The organism is Collinsella bouchesdurhonensis, from assembly GCF_900155365.1.
Classification (GTDB): Bacteria; Actinomycetota; Coriobacteriia; order Coriobacteriales; family Coriobacteriaceae; genus Collinsella; species Collinsella bouchesdurhonensis.
Genome location: NZ_LT699743.1, coordinates 282,061 through 302,677 on the forward strand (window position 1 = coordinate 282,061; position 20,617 = coordinate 302,677).

Sequence of the window (20,617 nt, forward strand, 5' to 3'; positions counted from 1 at the left end):
CTTCAATATTGACAGTTTAGCGATGCCATTTGTCAACGTAACTATACATTGGCTACCGTTTATGGTGCATTTTACGGCGCTCGCCATTGCATATTTGTCCGACAGAATTAAACGTGTTAATCAGAGTTTTTGCCAAGCTCCAGCCGGTCTGTTTGATTTATTTGAGATTGCCGTAAGAAATGAGTTAGATTGGCGCAGTTTTGTTGATAACTCAGCATAAAAAAACGGCCCCGAATCACTTCAGGGCCGTACAACCTTGACGCTATCTACGCACCAAGGTGTATCAAATCGAAACTAGGCAAGCTCGTCCTTACACAGAGCGAGCGCCTCGTCATCGGCAACGATCGTGACGTTGGTGTGCAGCTGCAGGATAGAGGCAGGGCACTGCGGGGTAACCGGGCCAAAGCACATATCGTGAACAGCCTGGGCCTTCTTCTCGCCATTGGCAACAACCAAGATGGAGCGAGCGTTCATGATGGTCTGAACACCCATGGTGTAGGCGCGACGCGGCACATCCTCCTCACGCTCAAACAGACGGCTGTTAGCCTCGATGGTGCTCTCGGTCAGGTTAACGCAATGCGTGCCCTTGGAGAAAACGTCGTCCGGCTCGTTGAAGCCAATATGGCCGTTGCGACCAATGCCCAGAAGCTGCAGATCGCAGAAACCAGCGTCGGCAACCATCTTATCGAAAGAAGCACAAACCTCATCGACATCGGTGTTAGATCCAGCGGGAACGTGCACGTTCTTGGGGTCGATGTTGATATGATCGAAGAAATGCTTATTCATGAAGTAGTGGTAGCTCTGGGGGTCGTCGTCCGCGATACCAAAGTACTCGTCGAGGTTATACGTGCTGACCTCGGAAAAGTCAACATCGCCCTTCTTGTACCAATCGATAAGCTGGTCATAGGTGCCAATGGGAGAATCGCCCGTAGCAAGGCCCAGAACACAGTTGGGCTTTAGGATAACCTGAGCAGAAATGATGTTGGCTGCCTTGCGGCTCATATCCGTATAATCGCGAGCGCGAACGATTTTAATCATGAAAGGCCCCTTTCAAAGAGCAATAACAATCCCTCAAAAGCATAACGCTAAATAAAGCGTGTAGTGGTCTTTTCTTGAGCTACCTCTCGCGAGCGGTAATAAGCTCGTCAAGCTCCGAAACGGTGCTTCCCACGTTGCCCTTGATGCTGGAGAACTCAACAGAGTTGCAAATCAAAATCGGGGCAGTAACGTCAAAGCCGGCATCTTTGATAGCCTGGCGGTCAAACTCGATAAGCACCTGGCCCTTTTTTACGTTCTGTCCAATAGCGGTGCAAACGTGGAAGTACTTTCCATCCAGACGATCGGTATCAAGGCCCACATGGATGAGAACATCCATACCTTCGTTGGTGTGAAGCGCCACGGCATGGCCAGTGGGAAAAATCGCTTCGATTTTAGAATCGGAAGGGGCAACCACATGGTTACCCGAGGGCTCAATAGCAACGCCTTGGCCCAAGAGCCCGGCGGCAAAAATATGGTCGTTCACCTCAGAGAGAGGAATTACCTTACCCGCAAGCGGCGAGAGCAAGGTATTGCGTTTGCTCCGCATGCCAAAAGTCTTGAAAAGCCCGCTCAGCATGATCCTCCTTGTCGCACGCGATATAGCGCACAGACATTATCGTAACGCGAAGCACGTCCGATTTAAACAGAATATCGGAATGTGTCAACAACAAAGCAATTCATTATGCAAACGCTGGATGCGATCCAGCGACATGAAAAAACGGAGCCCGCCGAACATGCGGCAGACTCCGTTTTTGAATCCAAATACCAGGCGAAATGCTTAGCGCTTGGAGAACTGCGGAGCGCGACGTGCCTTCTTCAGGCCGTACTTCTTGCGCTCGACCACGCGAGCATCGCGGGTCAGGAAACCGGCCTTCTTGAGGTCGGCACGGTAATCGCCAGCGTTCAGAAGAGCGCGAGCAATGCCCAGACGAAGGGCGCCGGACTGGCCGGAGATGCCGCCGCCATCAAGAAGGGCGATGACATCAAAGGAACCGAAGGTATCGGTAACCTTGAAGGGAGCGAGAGCGTCCTCGACCAGCTGCTTGCGGCCAAAGTACTCCTCGGCATCGCGCTTGTTAACGGTGACCTTACCGGTACCGGGAACGAGACGGACGCGGGCAACGGCGTTCTTACGACGGCCGGTGCCGTAATAAACAACGGTGTTCTCAGCCATCTTTAAGCCTCCAGGTCAATCTTGGTCGGGTTCTGAGCAGCATGCGGGTGCTCGGCACCAGCGTAGATCTTCAGCTTCTTGAGCTGCTGACGGCCAAGCGTGGTCTTGGGAAGCATGCCGCGAACGGCGCGCTCGATGACCTGCTCAGGGTGCTTCTCCATGGCTTCGACAAAGGTCTCGGCCTTGAGGCCGCCATTGTAGCCGGAGTGACGGTAGTAGACCTTCTGGTTGGCCTTGTTGCCGGTAAGCTGGACCTTGTCGGCATTGATGACAACCACGAAGTCACCACAGTCAGAGTTGGGGGTGAACTGAGGCTTGTTCTTACCGCGCAGGATCATTGCGACCTGAGTGGCCAGACGGCCCAGAACAGCACCCTCGGCATCGACGAGAACCCAGTTGCGCTGGACCTCGCCCTGCTTGGCGTAGTGAGTCGATTTCTGAATCACTTGACTCCTCCATGTACATTGCGTGTCTTAACAGAGATTCACGGGGCTCTGCAAAGTAACTTGTCGAGTATACCGCGCGAACGCTTTAAGTCAACGATAATTCGGCGTTCTATCAGAGTTTCTGCATATGCGGCCGAACATCCTTCGCGCATCCTTGAGGCCTTTTGTACAATACGAAGAATCGATAGCGAAAGGAAGCCTTTATGCGAGCGCGGATGCACAGAACACAGCGGACGCAGACAGGATATCGGGAGCTCGTTAGCTTGGCTTTGTTCTTTTTCGTCTTCCTCACGAGTACCTTTATCTTCGACGAGCATGCGGCACTACTCTTTGGCCCTTCCCTCGTCTCGCCCCTAGAGAGCCTCATGCTCGGCTCGAGTGTCATTGGTTTCATCCTCAGGCCCTATCTATGCTACCGCCTCCCCACTAGGCGGCACGATGTCTCGACCCTCATAGGCACGCTCGCCGTCGCCGCGATTGTCGTTACAATCATGGCCAGACGCACCTGGGCGTTCCTCGCCGGGGGCATCGTCCTCTTCGCGACGCTCGGCTATATCGGCAGCGCCGCCCATTCGTTCCTTGCGCGCCGCTATGCCAAGACGCCCTATCTGGCGCGCACCGTCGCTATCACCTACGCTTCGGCAATCGTTCTTCAGTTTATCTTCCACATCATCGTTCCAGGCGATATGCCCAACCAGATTGTCCTCGTACTCTCCACGCTCGCCGTGGTGACCCTTCTCCATGCGATTGCCGAGACGAAAGCACCCGATGGTGCCGCGTGGCAAGATCTTTCGACCATGGGTGCCGTTCCACCCCCCGCAACCAGAGAGATAACCGTGCGTCTCACCGTGGCGATCTTTTGCCTCACGGGAATTTTTGCAGCCCTCAACTCCGCACTCACCCTATCGCATGCCTCCAATGCCATCGACCTCGGCTCGTGGCCGCGCCTCTTCCTCGTGCCAAGCGCCCTTACCGCCGGCATGCTTTTCGATAAGCTCGACATGCGTCGTGTCGGCATGATCATGACTGCCGTCGCGGCGCTCTCAGCCTGCGCCCTTTTCATCCTCATAGGCAATGTCGGCATACGTGCGAGCGCCATCGTTTTCTACCTGGGGTCGGGCGTATTTGTCGTCTTCTTCACCACGACCTATATGAAACTCTCTGCTCATATGAGGATGCATGAGCTGTGGCCGAGTATGGGCCGTGTGTTCAACAACATCGGCTCGATGCTCGTGAGCGCGCCTGCCATTGCCCTGATCGACTACGGAGACCTTCTTGGCATGATAGTTGCCACAATCGTTCTGCTCGCGGGCGTCGCCGCATCGCTTCTCTTAAGCTCGGGAACTGAGCAGATCGGACACGAGAACCCACACGAGAACCCCCGAGCCGACATCAATACCGAGGATACGTCGCAACAAGGTGCCGCGCACTCGAGCGAGGCGACATCGACACCGCCAGCCGCTCTCTCGCTTGAGGAGCCCCTCAAGCGCTTCTGCCAGGCATACAGCCTCACTCCACGCGAGGGCGATGTGGTGCGCGCCCTTCTGACTATGGACGACAGCGTGAGTGATATCGCATCCGCGCTCTTCCTTTCGCGCTCGACGCTCTACCGTCTCATCGCATCGATTAACAAGAAGACGGGCACCGCTTCGCGCACGGCTCTCATCACGTTCTTTTGGACCTGGTACAACGCTTCGTAGAGGCATAAAGTCGCTCCATGGAAAAGGGCCCACTCCAAACGGAGCAGACCCTTGAGGGGAGTGGGCAAAGCTACGTCGTATCGCGCAAGGCGTTAGCGCCGATGTCGTCCGTAGACGATGAAGGCGATTCCCGCGATGGCGAGTGCTGCTGCGATGACCATGGCCACCGCAGCGGTGTCACCAGTCTGGGGCAGGAAGCTTCGAGTGACGATGCCGCCAGATTTACCTGGCTTGCCGGGTCCCTTGGGCGTGGTCGGCGGTATGGGCGTATCCGGTTTTACCGGGGGCTTCTCGGAAGTCTTCTGCTCGGTGAAGGTATTGCAGAACTCAATCGCCTCGACAGCCTCCCCATTCTTGGTGTAGCTGAGGGACGCCTCAAGCTGACCTTCTCCGTTGTCAACGACGGTAACCGTGATCGTATAGACGCTCTCGTCGTAGGTCATTCCCTCTTCGGTACCCTTGACCTCGGCAATCCTGAAGGTGTAGACACCGGGTGCCTCGAACGTCAGCTCATCGAATGATACGTTGCCATACGCATCGTTCTTGGCGGTTTGACTTATGTCTGCCGTATCGCCCTCACTCGTAAGCGTGAAAGCAAACTCGCCATCTCTGAGGTCCCGCCCGACAAGCGACTTAATCGCTGTAATCTTGACGCTTGCAGGAGCAGCACGATAGACGTTGGTGAAAGTCGCCGTTTGAGCGTCTTCGAGTGCATGCTTCACCGAAAGCTTGCCCTCTCCGTTGTCGCTAACCGTGGTCACCACAATATAGGAGGCACCGCTAAACGTCATGCCGCGATCGTGCTTTCCCGCGTCGTGTTCGCGGAGAGTATATGTATGCGTGCCAGGCCCTTTGTACGTAATGGGACTCAGCGTGATGCCGCCGTCCTTGGCATTGGTGCCCGTCGCCACCACGGTATCGCCCTCGACGAGTTCGAACGTGAACTCTTTGGCGACAAGGTTGCGGCCCTCAAGCTTCTTGGTAACCGTGAGCTGGTCGGTCACGCTCGAGCTAACCGACTCTACGCTATAGCTGTTGGTGAACGTAAAGGCCGGACCCTCTGCGGGGTCACGCGTGACCGTCAGACGCCCTGCGCCGTCGTCAGTCACGGTAAAAGAAACCGTGCGCGTGCTCGCGGGGTCGTTGGCGACGCCGGGGGCGCTTCCGCTCTCGCGGATGGTATAGACAAAGGTATGGGAGCGGGGTTTCGTTGCCGCAGGTGCTGCGGGATCGGCGATCTTATGCGCCACGGTCTCGATTTCGGGCATGCCGAGCAACATGGGCTCATCGGATTCAATGATGGTATCGCCAACGGGACCGGACTTCTCGACAGGAACCGGCGCCACGTCCCCGCTGCCCTCATCGGTAGCAGGAGCGTCGCTCACTGAGGCTTCGTCCGATGCCGCAGGTCCCTCGAGCTCGAACGTCGTATCGTCCCCTGCGGGCGCGCTTTTTGCAGTAATGCCGTCGGCTCCGTCAAGCGCCTGGGCATTTTCATCACCGGTCACTGCCGCGTCAAGCTCCAAAGCGTCCTGATCCGCCGTGCCATTGTTACCAAGGGCACGGTTGAGGTCCGCGAGGGTGAAGGTGATGTCACCGAAATCGATGTTGCCGTCGGCATCGTTCGTTGCGGTCGCGCACTCGGGCATGGGCGCTCCGTCCTCCTTGGGCGTCACGGTAAAGGTGAACTTGCCCTTGATGCTCGCCGGCGTGAGACCATCGGTCGAGGTCAGCAACTTGGTGCCGTTAAGCCGCATGGTCACTGGATCTCCCGTGGAGTACACATTGCGGAATACGCATTTGCCCTCACCCTCAGTCTGTACTGTCGCCTTAAGACTGCCGTCGCCATTGTCAACAATGTGCACGATCACGGTGAAGCTCGCAAGCTCAGCACTCACGCCCTTGGGCAGGCTGGACTCATCCTCATATGCCACGTACTCAACGGTCCACTCAAAGTTGCCGTCTTTGTTCGTACTCTTGGTCGCGTGGCCGCTTTTGACCAGGTCTGCCAGCATGGCGGTGTCATAGGAAAAGGCCCCAAAGCCAACGGTGCCGTCCTTGTTGTTGCGTACCGTGCGGAGGGGAGTAGTGGTGCCGGCATAGGCCAGATGGAACGTGAACTCGCCGTCAGTAAGCGGGCGTCCCTTCATCTCCTTGACGGCGATGATAGTTGCAGTCGATCCGCCCTGGTTATCGGTTGAGGCGGAGTAGCTGTTGGTAAACGGGACCTTTGCCTTCTCGGACGTCTCGCCTGTGGCGTAGGTGTAGGTCTTGCTGCCCATGGCGCCACCGGTAACGGTCGTGGTAGCCGTGAGCTTGCCCGCGCTATCGTCTGCCACGGCAATGCTCACCGTGCGCTTGGCGGTGTCGTAGGTATAGCCTAGGGCGCCGTCATTTTTCTCGCTGACGGTATAGCTATAGGTCTTGCCGGCATCTGCCTGCGTAAACGTAACGTCACGCCCGCCGAGAACATCGATGGATACCGTCGCGCCGTCTGCGGCAGCTGGCGTCACGAACGTGTTGTCGCCCTCCGACAGGCCAAGCGCCTTGGCGGAGGCGGCGTCGGTGGGTGCCACGGTAAACGTGAACTGTCCCTCTGCCATGCTGTGGCCGTTGAGCGTCTTGGTGATAACAAGGCCGCCGGCGGCAGAATAGCTTAACTCGGAGGTATATGTGTTGGTAAATGTGGGGTTCTCGACCTTAGAGACAACTGCAGAAAGCACGCCGGCCTTATCGACGGTGACCACCACGGTGATCCTGGCGCGGTTGGTACTGTAAGCAATACCGCTTGCGCCTCCATCCCTCTCAAAGACCTCGTAGACATAGGTACCGGCCTTGGTGTAGGTGATGGTGCCAAAGTCGATAGCGGCGTGACCCTGTCCGTCTGCGTCGCTCTTAGTCAAGGTAACGCTTGTCTTAGGCACACTCTGGGCATCGCGGTCACCGGACGCGAGACCAATCTCGAACGTGAACTTGTCGGCATCGGTCCACGCGCGACCCTCGAGAACCTTGGTCAGGCCGAATCTTGCCTTGGTATCGAGCGCGGCGGGCGTGGTGCCTAAACCAAACGTAATTTTGCCGTTGTTGCCCAGATGGGCGTTGACCTGCGTTGCGCGGGCCAGGCTCGAGCTGTCATTCCACTCGGGATTGAGTACATCGCGGGCGGTGCCGGTGGCGTTACCACCCACGGCGGTCTTTTCGGTGTGCAGCTGGTCGATGAAGAGCAGGCGCGCGGTGCCCTTGGCAAGCGCATAGCCGGTACCGTCGGAGGTAAGGGCCCCCTCAAAGCTCGAGATCATGCTGCCGCCGATGGCAACCGCGGTGTAGGCATCTTTTGGCTTTCCGTCATCACCACGGATAACGTACTCGTCCTTGTAGTAGTACGTCGCGGCGTCTTCGAGGCTCCCGGTTGCACGCTGGGTGCACGCCTCATCAGTGTAGAGAGGCGTCACCTTCTGGAGATAGTAGTAGCTGTTGGCAGAAGACGGACGGAAGCTGGCGTACGTATCGCCCAAGTCTCCACCGGACCACTTGTTAGCCAAGAAGCTCACCGTGTTGGCGTCGTGATCCCCGTTGGCATCGATATAGTCAGTGAGCCCGGTGACGTTTGCGGGCGTGAAAAGGTTGTCGCGCACGACGCCCTTGACGCTCGAAGCATACGTCACGCGCAGAGGCTTGACGGCATCGATGTCCGCCACCTCAAAGGTGCCCTTTGCCTTATCGATCTTGTACTCGCGCAGCGGGATGAGTGATGCCGGCACCTTGACGGCAACCTTATCGCCCTGGCGCGGGTTCGCTTCGCCCGCGCGCTCGACGGTAACGACCAGGTCCTTTGCCGTGCCTTCAAACGTATAGGTGTCAGTGTTGCCCTCGGTGGACATGCCGGCGACCGCGAAGGACGTGCCGTTAATCTGGGCGCTGTGGAAGCCGTCAACCTGCATGAAGTCGCCCAGCGTGTCGGTAAACGTGATGTAGCCGGTCTCATGTGGGCCGAACCCGTCCTCGATGTGAGTGGGATAGCCCGCCCCCGTGGTGATAGAGCTTGAGATGCCGCTGAAGACCTTCTCGAGCTCGGAGGTCGTGGCCGCAGACTGGTAGTAGTTGGAGTTCTGCGCACGCAAGCCAAGCGATCCTGCAGCATATGATGTAGCGAGCGGGTAGTTACTCGACACCGCGTGCATGAATCTGTTCTCTTTGCTCGTGCCGCTCTTCGCGGGATCGTCTGTGGGCGCGGCCCCGTTAAAGATGCCAATGGTATAGATGGTGGCACCGGAATCCTTCATCGCCTTGGCAGACGTAACAGCGCTCGTGGCGACGTCACTTTCGAATCCGTTGCTGCTAGTAGGAGAACCGTCAGTGAAGAAGACAACGACTTTCTTTGCGTCCGCGCGTCCATTGCTGCTCGAGAGCTGCGATTGCGCAAGCTGAAGGCCAAGGTCGGCACGCGTGGCGCCCGCGGGGCTAATTGAGTCAACGGTGTCCTTGAGGCTTGTCGCCCCAGCCGTATCGCAGGGCGTGAGTTCCTTCATGACCTGCGAGTAATTGTAAGTATAGCCGTTGCTGCGGTACGTGCCGTTGCCCACGCTGCTGGACTTTTTGCCCGCGAACTTGACGATGGCAACCTTGTGCTGCCTCTCGGCGGGAAGCCCCTCGTTCTGCTCGACAATCGTGTCGATGAAGTCACCGGCAGCACCCTTGAGCGCCGTGATGCGCTTAGTTCTGTCGTGGCCGCCCATCGGATCGTCCATCGATCCGGAGGCGTCGAGTACCAGTACAATGTCGAGAGGCTTGACCTCAGTCGTGGTGGTATCGGAGGTAGATGACATGACCGAGAGCGTGGTTAGGAAGTCGGACTTCTCGTCATCCGCCACTCGAACGGTCTTGTCGGTCCAGATACGCCCGACGCTCTGCGTCGAGATGTGCGACTCGTTGCCGCCACCCGCCGCCCAATGGCGCCAGCGATCGCGGGTATCGGGATCGACCTTTGCGGTCGCCTGCACCCCTCCCCCTTCGCTTGCAGGAGAAGCGTTTGAGTCTGGGGCAGCGCCCATCGCCAGTGCCGGCAGAGCCAGCAGCAAGACGAGCGCCATCATGGCAAATCCCCTCATCCTCTTGCTCATAGCGAGCCCCCTTTCTTTTGCCAGATATCCTTAGTCTGATTATTCAGAAAAGGGGGCGGCCATATCAGGTGACACACGTTCCAATAACGGTTTGAGACGATTGTCTCAGTGCACGATCAGCGCAGGAAAACGCGCATAGCCAGCAGTGGTCGCACTGGTACAGAGGGGAATATCAACACGGGCGCGATTGCGATTTGACGAGTGCCATGCCCACCGAGGCATTGGCCATGAAAATGAAGGATGGTGCCTGCATTTTGCCCATAGGATGCAAGCGATCATGGCTACTCGGCCAAGTACGACTTCTTCTGTAATGCGCTCAACGACCTCACCATACCCCCTCGTGTCACCGGCGCGCCCGCTGGCGGCTTTTTCGCCCCTCGACAAGATTCTTTCCTCCCCCGACGCGCCCTTCTGTCGCCGCCCGCACTCACCACTAGGCCAACCAGTGGCGGTAAAACGCGCATTTCAAAATGAATGGCGGATAATCCAACGTTTTGCGAACGATTTGTCCCCTCGGATGCACGATTAACCGCCACTCGTTTAGAAATGCACCAAAACCGCCACTCGACAGGACACGCCATCACACAAACCGGAAATAGCGAACCCGGAAGCGCACCAAAAACCACTACTCGGTTGGTAGCCACTTGATCGTCGGCGCCTACCGCACGAACCCCACGTGCCAAAACGACAGGTTATTCTTGGTGCTACGGCTACCTGGCACGGCGCCCAACGTTTCTGCATTGTTTCCGTCTGTGCTTTTTGCAGGTAGCGGCTCCATTCGTCGTATTCTAGTTGATTAGCGCGCGTAACTTTCTCGCATTAGGTTGCAAGGGGGAAGGGAATGAGTCCCTTCCGGTTGCGTCGTGCGGAAGGGGTAACACAACTTTTTTGGAGGCTCTCATCATGGAGAAAAACTTCGGCGCGTTTGGTCGCGCATGCTCACGCCGCGATTTCCTCAAACTCAGCGGCATCACCGCATTCACCGTTGCGGGTGCAACGTTCCTTACCGGCTGCGGCCCTGCAGCACAAACCACCGGCTCCAACACGGGTTCCTCTAAATCCAGCTCCTCCAAGAAAGCCGTCGGCAAGCTCGGTGACGGCAAGACCCTGCGTATCGGCATGGAGGCCGCATACGCCCCCTACAACTGGCAGGAGTCTGCCGAATCCGACACCACAATCCCCATCGAGAACGTCTCGGGCGCTTATGCCGACGGCTATGACGTGCAAATCGCCAAGCGCATTGCTAAAGCTCTCGACATGGAGCCCGTCGCCGTCAAGATGGAGTTTGGCGCGCTCGTCGACGCTCTTGGCAACGGCACCATCGATATCATCTGCGCTGGCATGTCGGTCACGCCCGAGCGAACCCAGTCTGCCGACTTCACCGATTCTTATATCGATGACGAAGTGATCATGGTCGTGAAGAAAGATTCCAAGTACGCCAACGCCACCAAACTCTCCGACTTCACCGGCGCCACCGTTCTTGGCCAGAAGGACACTTTCTACGATGAGCTCATTGACGAGATTCCCGAGGTCAATCATCTTACGCCGGTTGCTACCGTACCGCTTGTAGTCGACGGCATCGAGAACGGCACCTGCGACGCCATCACCTTCTCCTCCATGTCGCTGCCCAACCTGCTTGAAAACTACCCCGACCTTAAGAAGGTCGAGCTGGCCGACGGTGAGGGCTTCTCCGATCCGAGCAACCCCGACAACGCCGCCATCGCAAAGGGCCAAGACGACATCCTCGACGAGCTCAATAAGATTATCGGCGATATCTCGCAAAAAGAACGCCTGCAGATCTGGCAGGACTGCATGGATCGCCAGCCGGCCTAATCGCCGCATACTGTATGTACGCTGCAGGGCGAAGATCGCATCTTCGCCCTTTCTTGATTTACACTAAGGATTATTATGGCGTCCGCATTCTCACGCATCGCCTCATTTGCCCGCCGCGATCATCGCTACGTGCTGCTCGGCACCTCTGCGATCGCCGCAATCGGCATGATGCTCTCCAGCCAGCCCCGCTCCCCTATGAGCTTTCTCGCCCACGCGTTCACTGTTGAACTCGTGATGTATTACCTGCTCGTAGCCTGGATCGTTCTTTCTGCCGTGGCGCTGGTGTTTAAATTCACGCATTGGAAGACCTATGCGCAAACGGCACCCTTTACCAAACCGGGCGTCGTGCGCGCCCTCCGTCTTGGGTCGTATGTCATCTGGGCGATGGTGGCTATACTCGTCGTCGATCGCGTTGTCCTGGGATTCGCCTCTGCATGGGCAGCCGCAGCCAGCGCAACCTCTATGCCCAAGGATATGCTCGTCCAGGTGCTCTATATGTTCCAGCAGGGCAAGCAAACCTATATCGCCGGCGTCGTCACCACCATCGAGCTCGCCGTCTTTGGTACGGTCATCGCATTTTTCCTGGCAATTTTGCTGGTTGCCATCCGCATCATGGAAATCGATCGGTCCGATAACGACTTCACACGCTTCCTCAAGAAGGTCGGCGTGGGCTTTGCTAAGTTTTATTCCACTATCGTGCGCGGCACCCCAATGCTCGTGCAGGGCGTCATTATCTACTACTTGGGCATCGCCGTTGTGAGCAGCTTTGGCTTTAGCATTACCGAGGTCAACAACATCTGGTCGCGCTTCACCGCAGGCCTTGTCGTAGTTTCGCTCAACTCCACCGCCTACATGATGGAAGTACTGCGAGGCGGCATCGAGTCGGTCGACATGGGTCAGATGGAAGCAGCGCGCTCGCTTGGCCTTTCGCAATGGCAGGCAATGATCAAGGTCGTCTTCCCCCAGGGTATTAAATTTGCCATCCCCGGTCTTTCCAACGAACTCGTCATCAACATCAAGGATTCCTCGGTTCTTTCTGTCATCGGCGTGTTCGACCTCACCTTTGCCGCAAGCACTGTTGCGGGCATCTACTACAAACAGCTCAATGCGTATCTGGTCGCCGCTGTGGCTTATCTCATCATGACTGCCATTGCATCGTGGCTGCTGGGACGTCTGTCACGTCGCCTCAACGTTAAGAGCAAGCCCCTTGGCAGCACTTCGGACGCAAAGCCCCTTTCTCTTGGAACGGAGGCCTAGTCATGGCTTTGGACGCAACTTCTTTCTCGCCTTCTGCAAACGAGCCCGTCATTCGCGTTGAGGGCTTGCGCAAGTCTTTTGACGGCAACGTCGTTTTGCGCGACATCGAGCTTTCGGTTATGCCCGGTCAGGTGGTTACCATCATCGGCGCCTCTGGATCAGGTAAGTCGACGCTCTTGCGCTGCCTCAACCTGTTGGAAACCCCCGATGCCGGCCATGTTTGGTTCCATGGAGCAGACCTCGCCGCCGACCACGTAAATGTAAACAAGCTGCGCGAGAAAATCGGCATGGTATTCCAGGGGTTCAATCTCTTCAACAATATGAACGTACTGGACAACTGCACGCTCGCTCCCGTCACGCTCAAGAAAATGAGCAAAGACAAGGCCGAGCAGACGGCTATGCGCCATCTCGAAGCCGTGGGTCTTGCCGATTTTGCACGCGCCGATGTAACCCGTCTTTCTGGTGGCCAAAAGCAGCGCGTTGCAATTGCCCGTGCCCTGTGCATGCAGCCCGACCTCATGCTTTTTGACGAGCCCACGTCCGCTCTTGATCCCGAAATCTCCGGCGAGGTACTGAGCGTCATGCGAGATCTTGCCGCAGGCGGTATGACGATGGTTGTCGTGACGCACGAAATGGCCTTCGCCCGCAACGTCTCCGATGAGCTTGTCTTTATGGATAAGGGCGTCATTGCCGAGGCATCGAGCCCCGACGAGATGTTCACCGCGCCCAAACTCCCCCGCACGCGCGAGTTCCTCTCCCGTTACCTGGACTAGTTCGCAACGCTCGCACATATCAATATGTACGCAACGGCGGAAAAGCCTGGATTTCAGGCTTTTCCGCCGTTTTTCTTTCTTATATTCGACACCCGGAAGGCCCCGCGTAACCGGGGTGCATTTTGTTAGGTACCCTATGTGACAAAATAAACCTGTCTTGTTTTTGTCACACCGCAAGACTTAACAGCAATAAAAAAGCAGGTAGATACCCATATCTACCTGCTTGTTCCATGTGGTGGAGGTGCGGAGAATCGAACTCCGGTCCACGAAAGCCCCCTGATCGGCATCTCCAAGCTCAGTCGCTGATTTAATCTCGGACGCGTTGCGCGCAGCGACACGCTCGCAGCATCCCAACCGGTTCGGTCTTAGCCCGCGCCATACCGATTACGTGCACAGGAGCATTCCCCTAAAATGACGTCGCACCGGTGTCAGGGAAATCACCGGGTTGACGCGCCAGCTATAAATTAAGCAGCGAGAGCCATGGGCTCATAAGAAGTGTTGTTGTCAATTCAATTTGACGGTACCCCTGTTTTACGAGGCGAGGAGACCTCGGCTTGCTTCCTCTCTCAAGGCTATCGTGTCGAAACCAGTCACCCCCTCAATCGAGAGGTCATGGCATTGCTGCACATCACAACTACGGCAGCAACATCGACCTTTTCAAAGAACACGCGCTCAACGCGGACCTGTATTCTACCACGTTGAGCGCCATGCTATTCATGTGCCGTCGATGTTTGCACTTCTCTACTGCCCATCAAGAAGTGCAAACATCAAGGCAATCTCAGTTGGCTTTGTTCTTGATCTGCTTTTCGAACTCCAAATTGGAGAGGTTGTAGCTCAACAGATCGAGCTTGGAGCAGATGGACTCGGCAAGAACCTGGAACGGAATAACCGCGCGAGGCGCGTCGAGCTCGCACCCCATAAGGGGCTTCAGCGCAAACGTCTTCTCGTTGGACTGAGCAAGTCCCTCCCCAACCGTATCGATAACATAGACCTCGTCGGTCAGGACATGCAAGGCGCGATAGAGCTGCATCATGCGCTCATGACCAGGACCGCCCAAATCAACAAGGACGACAACGTGCCCACGGCGAATCTCGTAGGTCGGTCCGTGTACAAACTCCTCCATCTCATAAGCGTTTGCCGCGACACCGATCATCTCATTGAGCTTGAGTGCGCCTTCCAAGGCAACGCCATATCCAGCGCCGATGCCCACGCACATGATGCGCCGGGCATCGACAAACGCGTCCAGATGCTGTTCGGCAAATGTGCGCGCAGCGCGGTAAGCCTCGGGCATATCCTCCACAACCGCAGACACATCCGAAAGCAGCGTCGCGCAATCGTCAGCACCCCTCACATCGAGGGCGCGAGCAGCCTCAATGGCAAAAAGCGCTAGATAGACGCAGCTGGTTGGGAATCCTTTTGCCACATAGTAGTCGTCCGTACCGCTACCGTAGGCATACACGTGTTCACAGTACTCACGCATCGGAGCGTCAGGATTACACGTCAGCACGGCAACGTGATGCCCGCACGCCTGGGCACGACGAACTGCCTCAATAGTGTTCGTGCTGCGGCCCGACTGCGACATGCAAAGAACAAACGTTTCGCCATTTTGAGCATGGTTATACAGGATGTAGCTCATAGGCCATTCGACGCTTACTTCGATACCCAGCGTCTGCTGCATAAATGGCCTCATCGACATTGCGATGTCGTAAGACGAGCCCGATGCGACGATCAGCAGGCGTTTGGGTGCCATGCCGCAAAACTGCTCGACAAGAGGGCCCACCAGCGTTTCGCGACGCGCGATGATCTCGCGAGCAATCGCCGGAGCCTGCTCAATATAGGTATACATACTTCTCATGAACTACTCCTACGCAATAATTCCCAGCAGATTAAACACAATGCCAAAGGCCAGAAGACCAAAGAGCAAGGGAATAATCTTGACCTTGCGGCGAAGCAGAGTGGCAACGATAAACACGGAAGCCAGCGGAAGCATGTTCGGCAAAATCTCGTCGAGCGTCTCCTGAAGGGTCAGGGTCACGCCGTTGGCCATGTTAAACACGAGCGGTGTGGTAACGCTGATCATGCTGCAGGTCATGGCACCGATCACCATCATGCCCAGGATGCCCGCGCACAGCGAGATCTTCTCGATGATGTTGTTCTCGGCCATCGACTCAAGAACGCGACCGCCCAACTCGTAGCCCTTGAAGGTGAGGATGTAGCGAATCACCCAATGCGGGATGTTGAAAACAAGAAGGAACAGGATGGGTCCCAAAATGCTGCCCTGCATGGCAAACTGGCAACCGATACCCGATGCGACCGTCTTGACGATGCCCCACCAAAAGCTGTCGCCGATGCCCGCGACAGGACCCATCAGACCAGCCTTGACGCTGTTGATGCTCGCGGTGTCAAAGTCGGGATCAACCGAGTTCTGCTCTTCCATAGAGGCGGAAATGCCCATAATGGCAGTGGAGAACTCCGGATTGGAGTTGAAGAACTCCAGGTGACGATTAACGGCTGCGCAACGATCTTCCTCGGTCGTATAGAGCTTCTCGATCACCGGAAGCATCGAGCGGCACCAGCCGATAGCCTGCAGGCGGGAGTAAATGAACGGTCCCTCCAGGCCAAACGATTTAAAGAAGACCTGGTTGAGCTCGCGCTTGCCAAGCAGGTGCTCGCGGGCGGCGGCAATCTCCTCCGGATCGTCGTCCAACGCATCGAAGTCGTCGAAAATCTCCTCGGCAGCCTCCTTCGGCGCGCTCTCGTTACCCGTAAAGAAGTATGCGATAGCGGCAAATGCCGCACCGACAATAGCAACTGCCATCGTAGGCATATTGAGATACGATGCACAAACAAATCCGATAAAGAAGAACGCCATGGTCTTGGGCGTGCGCGTGAGGTTGAACAGCATCGCGAAGCCCAAGGCAGCGAGCAGGTTGGTTCCCGTACCGATTGCATTGAGGATATTCTCGGGAATAGCGTTGGCAACGCCGGCCACGGCATCGGCGCCAATAAGCAAGCTCAAGAACACGGTGAGGAACATAAAGGCGCAGGAAAGACCAAAGATCAACCAAAACGTCTGGGTAACGCGGCGCGTAGTGTTGCGCTCGGGATGATCAAACAGCATCTTTGCGGCAACAAGGTCATAGCCCGTCGTTGCCAAGTGCTCCAAGAGTCGATAGACAATGCCAATGGGGATGGCAAGCGCCACTGCGGCTTTGGGCGAAAGCCCGCTCGAAATGGCAAAGCCTGCGCCCAGCACGCCCGCGATAGTGATATTGATGGGAATTGAAATGCCAATTCCCATCATGCCCATCGTCGCAAGCTCAAGCGTGCCACCGATGACGATGCCCTGCGGCAGATCCCCAAGCACAAGGCCGACAAGTGTACACATAACGATAGGCCTCGTGGACTTATTGATACCGTCAACGTACTCGCACCAGCCAAAAACAGCGATTAGGCCCAAAAGGGCCATCTGGATGATGTTCATCTTCTCCCCTTATTTGATCATCGCGGCAAGATCGGTCTTACCATCGGCGGGAACTTGTTGTGCATAGACCAAGACGCCGTCAGCGGCAAGATCCTTGATCGCCTCTTCATCCGCCGCATCCAGGCATACGGCATTGGTGTAACGGCGAGAATCGTCATGTTCGCGAATGCCGCCCACGTTGATGGCATCGATGCCCTCGCAGCCCTTTGCGAGCGCCGCAGCATCGGCCACGTTCTTGACCAAAACAAGAACGGAGTACTTCCGAGCCTTTGCAGAATTCAAAAAAGCAATCGTCTTCTCAACCGTCGAAATAACCAAATTGACGCCAGCAGGTTTCGAAAGCGCGAAGGCATTCTTCGCCGCCTGGTCCTTTGTCACCTCATCATTTGCAATGACAATGAGATTGACCGTCAGGTTCTTGCACCAGGCATACGCCACCTGGCCATGAAGCAACCTGTCATCGACGCGCAACAGCTCGACCATCCGGGCTCCCTTCTATATGTAGCAGATAGCTCGAATTATACATACAAAGCTCGTTAGTAAACTCTTTGTATATACAATGTTGCCTACCGATTACCTAATCGGTAGGCAAGCAAGCCTTGAACGGCGTTAAGATGGTCGCGAGAAATTGCATTTAAGCAGCTAGAAAGGCTGTCTATGTCACAGGTAGCAAAATATAGACAAGTCGAGTCATTCATTAAAGATCGCATTATCAACGGCACGTATCCCGTTGGAACGCGCATCATGACCGAGGAGGAACTTGTCGACCGGTTTGGCTTTTCGCGCATGACGATCAATAAGGCCCTCAACAACCTGAGCAACGACGGCTTTATCGAGCGCAAGCCGGGCAAGGGGACATACGTCTGCGCCACGCGCGTTTCCAAGCCCACCGACAGCGCCCGCAGCTTCACCGAAGACATGAAGGCAATCGGCCTTGTAGCCGGCTCGAAGCTTATCTCGTATGAGGTTATCCGCGCGCACGATAAGCCCGAGATCGCTCAGCGCCTCAAGCTCTCCGATGACGAGCTGCTGCACTACTTCATACGCCTTCGCACCGGCAACGGTAAGCCCATCGCCATCAGCTACAACTACATATCCACCAAAATCGTCCCCGCAATCGACGTCAAGTGCCTGGAACAGTCGTTTTACGCCTTCCTCGATTCGCAAGGAATCGAGCGAGAGTATCAGGGAACATCCTATACGGCAAAGCTGCCCACCGCAGAACAGCAAGAACTCCTTGAGGCAAACGACATCGCCCTGCTTTGCGCCTCGCACAGCACCTTTACCAGACGCGAGGGAAAACTTGTGCCGTTTGGATACACACTCACTTGCTATAACGGCAATCTCTATACCTATTATTCGAGCATTTAGATCTTCGTCGAGCCTTATCGCCCAGGGCAATCAAAGCGATTTGCCGAATAGATTGCCCTGAGATTTACCCAAGTTGGTTTGAGAACGTCCCATTGTGGTAGAAGAAGTCCCAGGAACACACCTTGCCCGATACAGACTTCGAAAGGGGCCACGATGAGCGAAAAAGCAAACAACGCGGGAAAGACCGCTTTGGTACTTGAAGGCGGCAGCTTCCGCGGGCAGTTTACAGCCGGCGTGCTCGACGTCTTCTTGGAGAAGGGCATCACAGTCGATGCCTGCTATGGCGTATCTGCCGGTGCTCTTAACGGCGTCAACTTCAAATCCAAGCAAATTGGCCGCTGCAATCGCCTGAACCTCGCCTTTTGCGGCGACTCGCGTTACGTAGGCACCAAGTCTTTTGCCGAAAGCGGAAGCATGGTGGGCTACGACTTCTTGTTCAATGACATCCAGGATTACATCGACCCCTTTGATAATGAGACGTTTAAGGCCAACCCCCTCGAGCTCTACGTCGCCGTCACCGATGTTGTTTTTGGCACCGCCGACTATCTCCCCGTCAAGGATTCGACCCTCGACCTGGACGCCGTACGCGCCAGCACGTCGTTGCCGCTCGTCACCCCTGTTGTCGAGCTCAACGGGCATCTCTACCTTGATGGCGGAGTCGCCGACTCCGTACCTGTGGAGCACGTGCTGGAAGATGCCGGCTTCGACCGCGCAATCGTAATCCTCACCCAGGATCGCAACTACAAAAAGGGCTCTTACGAGTTCATGCCGGCAGCAAATGCCCGCTATGCCGAATACCCCTATCTCCTCGACGCCATCGCCACGCGCCACAATCGCTACAACGAGCAGCGCGAACACATCTGGGAGTACGAGCGTCAGGGCCGTGCACTCGTCATCGCGCCCGCAAAGCCCGTCACCGTCAAGCACGTTGAACGCGATGCGTCCAAGCTCCTCGACCTGTATATCCAGGGCAGGCAGGCAGCGCAACGACAACTCGAGGCAATCCGCTCGTTTATCGGATAGCGCCGGCAACGCCAACCGGCCCGCCAGCGCCAACCGGCCCCGCCAGCGCCAACCGGCCCCGGCGTGCCAATCAGCGGCGCTATCGCCCGTTCGTATCTGAGCTGCAAATGCGTGGCAGCCCTTCGATTCCCGATGGCAGTCGCAGCAAGACTGCGTGTCTTTCCGCCACTCGTCCCAACAGCACCGCAAGACGAGTGGCGGTTTTTCCATCATCTGTAAACGAGTGGCGGTTTTTGAAACGTCTCGGGGCAAGATTTCGCACATAAATGCACTACCTACCGCCACTTATCACAAAATGTTCGATTTACCGCCAATCATTTTCTGCTGTGAGCCATCGACTCGAGCGCACACCGGCTCGAGCGCACATTGGCTTGAACGCACTCTGTCTCGGCTGCACTCTGTCTCAACTGTACGCCGCCTCAATCGCACGCCAAATCACACATGCGTCCGCCCAGCCTCTGGACCAGCACGTTCTTAACAAATTTGAAATATAACAACGATATTTCGTGAAGAGCCTGCAAGAACTTGTTGACAAAAATATGAACAAGTTTGCTCCCACGCGAAGAATAGCTACTCTATCAAACAACCGTTTAGGCCCTAACCCCCTAGATTGGATACCAACGATGAAGAACGAAAACGCACAACTTGCAGGAGCGCTTGTCGGCCTTGGTGGGACTATTTATCAAGCCATGGATGAGATTGATGGCTTTGTCCCCTGTGGGCATCCTGCGACCGTCGTCATCGACGGCCTCGCCTCGCTCCAGGCCAGACTCTCCGATGAAGAGCTTAGCAAGAAGACCGAGTCGGTCTGCGGGCTCATCGATCACGTAAGTGAAAAACGCGGCGTGCCCGTACACTCCGTCGCCAACGTCAAGGAGTTCTCCAGCTCGAAAAAGGAGCTGCTCGGGCGCCTTGCGGATATAGCGTGTCAGCTTCAGGCTAAAGAGGCCACGCATCAAACCATCAACGCTTGGCTCTACCGCGGCCTTGCGGCCCTCGAGGGCGATGGCAACGCCGCGATGAGCATGCTTGCCGAGGCCAATGCCATAGAAGCCGCAGCCGCCTTGGCATAAAAGAGACTCGCGCGACAGTCATATGCGGCAAATAGCCCCCTGTAGCGCACTGTGAGATGCCGGTTCTTTTTTCAAAGCAGATCGAATACGCATCACGAAATGCGGCCTTCAGCGGAATATCCAGCTGAAGGCCGCATTTGGGACACTGTGCTGACGTTATCTAGACAGCAGCACGATTGGACGAAACGTACACCGCCTTGCCAAAGTTGACACCAAACAGGATGCCGGCAAGTAGCAGCGAAGATCCAATGCCGCTATAGAACACGGCGATGAAATGCTCCCCCTGCCCGTCTGACCCGAACGGTCGAATCATCAAAACCTGAGA

16 protein-coding genes and 1 other RNA gene are annotated in these 20,617 nt (G+C 56.2%); 7 read left to right on the forward strand and 10 right to left on the reverse strand.

Going from position 1 to position 20,617, the window contains the following annotated elements; genetic code table 11:
- Nucleotides 1-294: 294 nt before the first annotated feature.
- The 4 genes from nagB to rplM all read right to left on the reverse strand — a co-directional run bounded on the left by nagB (nt 295) and on the right by rplM (nt 2,658).
- The gene (nagB, locus tag BQ9843_RS07585) at nt 295-1,038 is read right to left on the reverse strand and encodes a glucosamine-6-phosphate deaminase (RefSeq protein WP_040221210.1); all 744 of its coding nucleotides are present in this window, start codon (nt 1,036-1,038) and stop codon (nt 295-297) included.
- Nucleotides 1,039-1,117: 79 nt separating this feature from the next.
- Entirely contained in the window at nt 1,118-1,615 is a 498-nt protein-coding gene (locus BQ9843_RS07590) for a PTS sugar transporter subunit IIA (protein WP_022387322.1), read from the reverse strand.
- Nucleotides 1,616-1,816: 201 nt separating this feature from the next.
- Nucleotides 1,817-2,212: a 30S ribosomal protein S9 gene (rpsI, locus tag BQ9843_RS07595; protein WP_022387323.1), complete on the reverse strand. Its 396-nt coding sequence runs from the start codon at nt 2,210-2,212 to the stop codon at nt 1,817-1,819.
- A gap of 2 nt (nt 2,213-2,214) precedes the next feature.
- Entirely contained in the window at nt 2,215-2,658 is a 444-nt protein-coding gene (gene rplM, locus BQ9843_RS07600; protein WP_022387324.1) for a 50S ribosomal protein L13, read from the reverse strand.
- Between the two features lie 263 nt (nt 2,659-2,921).
- Between rplM and BQ9843_RS07605 the strand changes: the two genes are divergently transcribed.
- On the forward strand, nt 2,922-4,358 hold the full coding sequence (locus tag BQ9843_RS07605) for a helix-turn-helix transcriptional regulator (protein ID WP_075844525.1): 1,437 nt from the start codon (nt 2,922-2,924) through the stop codon (nt 4,356-4,358).
- Nucleotides 4,359-4,450: 92 nt separating this feature from the next.
- Here the strand turns inward: BQ9843_RS07605 and BQ9843_RS07610 are convergent, their stop codons facing one another.
- Nucleotides 4,451-9,478, reverse strand: coding sequence for a Spy0128 family protein (locus BQ9843_RS07610; protein ID WP_075844527.1), 5,028 nt, complete (start codon nt 9,476-9,478; stop codon nt 4,451-4,453).
- Nucleotides 9,479-10,381: 903 nt separating this feature from the next.
- On the opposite strand from BQ9843_RS07610, the gene BQ9843_RS07615 reads away from it, so the two are divergent.
- The 3 genes from BQ9843_RS07615 (at nt 10,382) to BQ9843_RS07625 (ending at nt 13,341) form a co-directional block, all read left to right on the forward strand.
- Nucleotides 10,382-11,311 (forward strand): transporter substrate-binding domain-containing protein, encoded by a 930-nt coding sequence (locus BQ9843_RS07615; protein ID WP_083648049.1) that lies wholly within the window; start codon nt 10,382-10,384, stop codon nt 11,309-11,311.
- Nucleotides 11,312-11,386: 75 nt separating this feature from the next.
- Nucleotides 11,387-12,568 (forward strand): amino acid ABC transporter permease, encoded by a 1,182-nt coding sequence (locus tag BQ9843_RS07620; RefSeq protein WP_195906640.1) that lies wholly within the window; start codon nt 11,387-11,389, stop codon nt 12,566-12,568.
- A 2-nt stretch (nt 12,569-12,570) separates the two neighbouring features.
- Nucleotides 12,571-13,341 (forward strand): amino acid ABC transporter ATP-binding protein, encoded by a 771-nt coding sequence (locus tag BQ9843_RS07625; RefSeq protein WP_075844528.1) that lies wholly within the window; start codon nt 12,571-12,573, stop codon nt 13,339-13,341.
- A 233-nt stretch (nt 13,342-13,574) separates the two neighbouring features.
- Here the strand turns inward: BQ9843_RS07625 and ssrA are convergent.
- The 4 genes from ssrA to BQ9843_RS07650 all read right to left on the reverse strand — a co-directional run bounded on the left by ssrA (nt 13,575) and on the right by BQ9843_RS07650 (nt 17,308).
- Nucleotides 13,575-13,939, reverse strand: a transfer-messenger RNA (tmRNA) gene (gene ssrA, locus BQ9843_RS07630).
- 180 nt (nt 13,940-14,119) lie between these two features.
- Nucleotides 14,120-15,196, reverse strand: coding sequence for an SIS domain-containing protein (locus tag BQ9843_RS07635; protein ID WP_083648004.1), 1,077 nt, complete (start codon nt 15,194-15,196; stop codon nt 14,120-14,122).
- Between the two features lie 9 nt (nt 15,197-15,205).
- A complete protein-coding gene (locus tag BQ9843_RS08600) occupies nt 15,206-16,825 on the reverse strand; it encodes a PTS system mannose/fructose/sorbose family transporter subunit IID (RefSeq protein ID WP_083648006.1) in 1,620 nt (539 codons plus the stop codon).
- A gap of 9 nt (nt 16,826-16,834) precedes the next feature.
- Nucleotides 16,835-17,308: a PTS sugar transporter subunit IIB gene (locus tag BQ9843_RS07650; RefSeq protein ID WP_075844531.1), complete on the reverse strand. Its 474-nt coding sequence runs from the start codon at nt 17,306-17,308 to the stop codon at nt 16,835-16,837.
- Nucleotides 17,309-17,482: 174 nt separating this feature from the next.
- Between BQ9843_RS07650 and BQ9843_RS07655 the strand changes: the two genes are divergently transcribed.
- The 3 genes from BQ9843_RS07655 (at nt 17,483) to BQ9843_RS07665 (ending at nt 20,292) form a co-directional block, all read left to right on the forward strand.
- A complete protein-coding gene (locus BQ9843_RS07655; RefSeq protein ID WP_075844532.1) occupies nt 17,483-18,196 on the forward strand; it encodes a GntR family transcriptional regulator in 714 nt (237 codons plus the stop codon).
- A 153-nt stretch (nt 18,197-18,349) separates the two neighbouring features.
- Nucleotides 18,350-19,219, forward strand: a complete 870-nt coding sequence (locus BQ9843_RS07660; RefSeq protein ID WP_075844534.1) for a patatin-like phospholipase family protein — start codon at nt 18,350-18,352, stop codon at nt 19,217-19,219.
- A 623-nt stretch (nt 19,220-19,842) separates the two neighbouring features.
- Nucleotides 19,843-20,292 carry a hypothetical protein gene (locus BQ9843_RS07665; protein WP_075844536.1) on the forward strand — a complete coding sequence of 150 codons (450 nt, stop codon included), beginning with the start codon at nt 19,843-19,845 and terminating at the stop codon, nt 20,290-20,292.
- A 160-nt stretch (nt 20,293-20,452) separates the two neighbouring features.
- On the opposite strand, the gene BQ9843_RS08730 is transcribed toward BQ9843_RS07665, so the two are convergent.
- Nucleotides 20,453-20,605, reverse strand: a complete 153-nt coding sequence (locus BQ9843_RS08730) for a hypothetical protein (protein ID WP_154665543.1) — start codon at nt 20,603-20,605, stop codon at nt 20,453-20,455.
- Nucleotides 20,606-20,617 lie beyond the last annotated feature (12 nt).

What these genes read in the sequence shown, in the direction of transcription:
- BQ9843_RS08730 (WP_154665543.1), bottom strand. Translation starts at nt 20,605, where the DNA reads ATGATTCGACCGTTCGGGTCAGACGGGCAGGGGGAGCATTTCATCGCC.
- BQ9843_RS07635 (WP_083648004.1), bottom strand. Translation starts at nt 15,196, where the DNA reads ATGAGAAGTATGTATACCTATATTGAGCAGGCTCCGGCGATTGCTCGC.
- BQ9843_RS07665 (WP_075844536.1), top strand. Translation starts at nt 19,843, where the DNA reads ATGAAGAACGAAAACGCACAACTTGCAGGAGCGCTTGTCGGCCTTGGT.
- BQ9843_RS07590 (WP_022387322.1), bottom strand. Translation starts at nt 1,615, where the DNA reads ATGCTGAGCGGGCTTTTCAAGACTTTTGGCATGCGGAGCAAACGCAAT.
- nagB (WP_040221210.1), bottom strand. Translation starts at nt 1,038, where the DNA reads ATGATTAAAATCGTTCGCGCTCGCGATTATACGGATATGAGCCGCAAG.
- BQ9843_RS07620 (WP_195906640.1), top strand. Translation starts at nt 11,387, where the DNA reads ATGGCGTCCGCATTCTCACGCATCGCCTCATTTGCCCGCCGCGATCAT.
- BQ9843_RS08600 (WP_083648006.1), bottom strand. Translation starts at nt 16,825, where the DNA reads ATGAACATCATCCAGATGGCCCTTTTGGGCCTAATCGCTGTTTTTGGC.
- BQ9843_RS07615 (WP_083648049.1), top strand. Translation starts at nt 10,382, where the DNA reads ATGGAGAAAAACTTCGGCGCGTTTGGTCGCGCATGCTCACGCCGCGAT.
- BQ9843_RS07660 (WP_075844534.1), top strand. Translation starts at nt 18,350, where the DNA reads ATGAGCGAAAAAGCAAACAACGCGGGAAAGACCGCTTTGGTACTTGAA.
- BQ9843_RS07625 (WP_075844528.1), top strand. Translation starts at nt 12,571, where the DNA reads ATGGCTTTGGACGCAACTTCTTTCTCGCCTTCTGCAAACGAGCCCGTC.
- BQ9843_RS07610 (WP_075844527.1), bottom strand. Translation starts at nt 9,478, where the DNA reads ATGAGCAAGAGGATGAGGGGATTTGCCATGATGGCGCTCGTCTTGCTG.
- BQ9843_RS07655 (WP_075844532.1), top strand. Translation starts at nt 17,483, where the DNA reads ATGTCACAGGTAGCAAAATATAGACAAGTCGAGTCATTCATTAAAGAT.
- BQ9843_RS07650 (WP_075844531.1), bottom strand. Translation starts at nt 17,308, where the DNA reads ATGGTCGAGCTGTTGCGCGTCGATGACAGGTTGCTTCATGGCCAGGTG.
- rpsI (WP_022387323.1), bottom strand. Translation starts at nt 2,212, where the DNA reads ATGGCTGAGAACACCGTTGTTTATTACGGCACCGGCCGTCGTAAGAAC.